At 62.7% G+C, this 3695-nt stretch carries 4 protein-coding genes; all 4 read left to right on the top strand.

Going from position 1 to position 3695, the window contains the following annotated elements; genetic code table 11:
* The first annotated feature begins 210 nt into the window (after positions 1–210).
* On the top strand, positions 211–1239 hold the full coding sequence (locus EOA24_RS30675; RefSeq protein ID WP_126081928.1) for a sulfate ABC transporter substrate-binding protein: 1029 nt from the start codon (positions 211–213) through the stop codon (positions 1237–1239).
* 65 nt (positions 1240–1304) lie between these two features.
* Positions 1305–2156 carry a sulfate ABC transporter permease subunit CysT gene (cysT, locus tag EOA24_RS30670; RefSeq protein WP_126081927.1) on the top strand — a complete coding sequence of 284 codons (852 nt, stop codon included), beginning with the start codon at positions 1305–1307 and terminating at the stop codon, positions 2154–2156.
* Complete coding sequence (gene cysW / locus EOA24_RS30665; RefSeq protein ID WP_126081926.1) at positions 2149–3033, top strand: sulfate ABC transporter permease subunit CysW; 885 nt, start codon at positions 2149–2151, stop codon at positions 3031–3033. Before cysT ends, cysW begins: the two co-directional genes overlap by 8 nt.
* A gap of 69 nt (positions 3034–3102) precedes the next feature.
* Positions 3103–3695, top strand: a 593-nt coding sequence (locus EOA24_RS30660; protein ID WP_127410420.1) for an ATP-binding cassette domain-containing protein, incomplete at its 3' end; no start/stop codon positions are given.

Genomic DNA, 3695 nt, shown 5'->3' with positions numbered 1-3695 from the left:
ACCGGGAACCATCCAGCCTTGCCCAAACCGTCGCCGGTTCTAATTAGGCGGGCTGGCAAGGATTCATGGTGTCGCCGGCTTGAGGAAGATATTTCTTCGATCGACGGACATACGGCGAAAAATTGCTTCTAGGAGGCGAAAAAGGCAACATTCAATGCATCTAAATTCTATAAACTCGCTAGGGTTCGCAGCAGTTCAACGGAGGCGGGAATGACCAAACCTCATTTCAGGAAACTGCTCGGCGCGCTGGTCGCCACATCTGTCCAGTTCGGCACGCTCGGTTTCGCGTTTGCCGATACGACCATTTTGAACGTGTCCTACGATCCGACACGTGAGCTTTACAAGGCCTATGACGAGGCCTTCGCCGCGCACTGGAAAGCCGAGACCGGCGAGACGGTCACCATCCAGCAGTCGCATGGCGGGTCGGGCGCCCAGGCCCGCGCGGTGATCGACGGCCTCAACGCCGATGTGGTGACGCTGGCGCTCGAAGGCGACATCAACGCCATCGTCTCGAAGTCGAAGAAGATCAATCCCGACTGGCGCAAGAAATTCGAAAACAATTCAGCACCTTACACTTCGACCATCATCTTCCTGGTGCGCAAGGGCAACCCCAAGGGCATCCACGACTGGAGCGATCTGGTCAAGGACGGCGTCCAGGTGATCACGCCGAACCCGAAGACCTCCGGCGGTGCGCGCTGGAACTACCTGGCGGCCTGGGCCTACGCCAACGCGCATGACGGCAACGACGAGGCCAAGACCAAGGAATTCGTCGCCAAGCTCTATGCCAACGCCCCGGTGCTCGACAGCGGCGCGCGCGGTTCGACAGTCACCTTTGCTCAGAAGGGCCTGGGCGACGTCCTGATCGGCTGGGAGAACGACGCCTATCTGGCGCTCGACGAATTCGGCGCCGACAATTTCGACATCGTCTACCCGCCGACCTCGATCCTGGCCGAGCCGCCCGTCGCTGTGGTCGACGCCAATGTCGACGCCAAAGGCACGCGCAAGGTGGCCGAGGCCTATCTTTCCTGGCTCTATTCGAAGGAAGGCCAGACCATCATCGCCAAGAACCACTATCGTCCGTCCAAGCCCGAACTGGTTCCGGCCGAGGACCTCGCCAAACTGCCTGCTATCAAGCTCGTCACCATCGACGACCCGCAATTCGGCGGCTGGAAGAAGGCGCAGCCTTACCATTTCGGCGACGGTGGTATATTCGACCAGATCTACAAGCCGGCGCAGTGAGAGGCCGGGCCTCGAAAACTGGCGACTGCAATCTGGTTGAGTAAGAAGGGACGATCCAGAACAGCATGACCACAGCACCCGCTCACGCGGGGTGGCGATTCAGACAGCCGAGTGTCATTCCGGGTTTCGGACTGACGCTCGGCTTCTCGCTTGCCTACCTCACGCTCATCATCCTTATCCCGCTCTCGGGGCTGATCTGGCGTTCGGCCGCGCTCGGCTGGACCGATTTCTGGGCCTTGGCCACCGACCGGCGCACCCTCAAGGCGCTCGAAATCAGCTTCGGCACGGCCTTCATCGCGGCCGCCGTCAATGTCGTGTTCGGCACGCTCGTGGCCTGGGTGCTGGTCCGCTACCGTTTCCCCGGCCGCCGCGTCGTCGACGCCATGGTCGACCTGCCCTTCGCGCTGCCCACCGCGGTCGCCGGCATCGCGCTGACCACGCTCTATGCACCGACCGGCTGGCTCGGCAAATTGCTGATGCCGCTCGGCCTCAAGGTCGCCTACACGCCGCTCGGCATCATCGTGGCGCTGGTGTTCATCGGCCTGCCCTTCGTCGTGCGCACTGTACAGCCGATCATGGAAGAGCTCGACAAGGAGGTCGAGGAGGCCGCCGCCACGCTCGGCGCCAGCCGCTTCCAGATCATCACCCGTGTGCTGCTGCCCAGCTTGGCGCCGGCCATCATCACCGGCTTCTCGCTCGCCTTCGCGCGTGGCGTCGGTGAATACGGCTCGGTCATCTTCATCGCCGGCAACCTGCCCTACAAATCCGAGATCGCGCCGCTTCTGATCGTCATCCGGTTGGAGGAGTACAACTATCCGGCCGCGACCGCGATCGCCGCGATCATGCTGGCGCTGTCCTTCGCCATGCTGCTCCTCATCAACCTCGTGCAGACATGGAGCCGCAAGCGCTATGGCTGATCCCGAGATCAAGTCCTATGAACCGCACCACGAGAGCCAGTCGGCCGCGGTCACGGAAAGCCGTCCCGTCCGCATCACGCTGACGACCGTCACGCTGGTCTTTCTCGGCATCTTCCTGCTGTTGCCGCTGATCATCGTGTTCAAGGAGGCTTTCGCCAAGGGCGTCGGCGCCTATTTCCAATCGCTCAGCGATGCCGACACGCGTTCCGCCATCCGCCTGACATTGCTGGTGGCGGCGATCTCGGTGCCGCTCAATCTCGTCTTCGGCCTTTCGGCTGCCTGGGCCATCGCCAAGTTCGAGTTCAAGGGGAAAGCGTTCCTGACTACGCTCATCGACCTGCCCTTCTCGGTCTCGCCGGTCATTTCCGGCCTGGTCTATGTGCTTCTGTTCGGCGCTCAAGGACTGCTCGGCGAATGGCTGAAGGCGCATGGCATCCAGATCCTGTTCGCCGTGCCAGGCATCGTTCTGGCAACCGTCTTCGTCACCTTCCCCTTCGTCGCGCGCGAGTTGATCCCGCTGATGCAGGAACAAGGCAATGGCGACGAGGAGGCGGCGCTCTCGCTCGGCGCCAGCGGCTGGCAGGCCTTCTGGTATGTGACGTTGCCCAACGTCAAATGGGGGCTGCTCTATGGCGTTCTGCTCTGCAATGCGCGCGCCATGGGCGAGTTCGGCGCGGTCTCGGTGGTGTCGGGCCACATACGCGGCCTAACCAACACCATGCCGCTGCATGTCGAGATCCTCTACAACGAGTACAATGCCGTCGGCGCCTTTGCGGTCGCTTCGCTGCTCGCCGGCCTCGCTCTGGTGACGCTGGTCTTGAAAACACTTCTCGAGATGCGCTACGGCGCCGAGATCGCCGCGACACGCGGACACTAGATGCATGTCACCCAGAAGTGTGTAGCGGTTTTGGGATAATGACATGCATCAACTAACAGAGGTCATTCTATGGAAGTTCGCGTCGTCAACGTGCGCAAGGAGTTTGAGCGGTTTCCGGCGCTCCACGACGTGTCGCTCGACATCAAGTCCGGCGAGCTCATCGCGCTGCTGGGCCCATCGGGCTCCGGCAAGACGACGCTGCTGCGCCTGATCGCCGGGCTGGAGCGGCCGACCAAGGGGGCGATCTTCTTCGGCGAGGAAGACGCTTCGCAGAAGTCGATCCAGGAACGCAACGTCGGCTTCGTCTTCCAGCATTACGCGCTGTTCCGTCACATGACGGTTGCCGACAATATCGGCTTCGGCCTGAAGGTCCGGCACGGCGCCGCCAGGCCGCGGGCGCAGGAAATCCGCCGCCGGGCGCTGGAACTGCTCGACCTCGTCCAGCTGTCAGGCCTGGAAAAGCGCTATCCGGCGCAGCTTTCCGGCGGCCAGCGCCAGCGCGTGGCTTTGGCCCGCGCCATGGCGATCGAGCCCAAGGTGCTTCTGCTCGACGAACCCTTCGGCGCGCTCGACGCGCAGGTTCGCCGCGAGCTGCGGCGCTGGCTGCGCGAGATCCACGACCGCACCGGTCACACCACCGTCTTCGTCACGCACGACCAGGA

The sequence above is a fragment of the Mesorhizobium sp. M2A.F.Ca.ET.039.01.1.1 genome (assembly GCF_003998035.1).
Taxonomy (GTDB): domain Bacteria; phylum Pseudomonadota; class Alphaproteobacteria; order Rhizobiales; family Rhizobiaceae; genus Mesorhizobium.
Note: the sequence above shows the minus strand (reverse complement) of the source record. Positions and strands in the feature narration are given on the sequence as shown.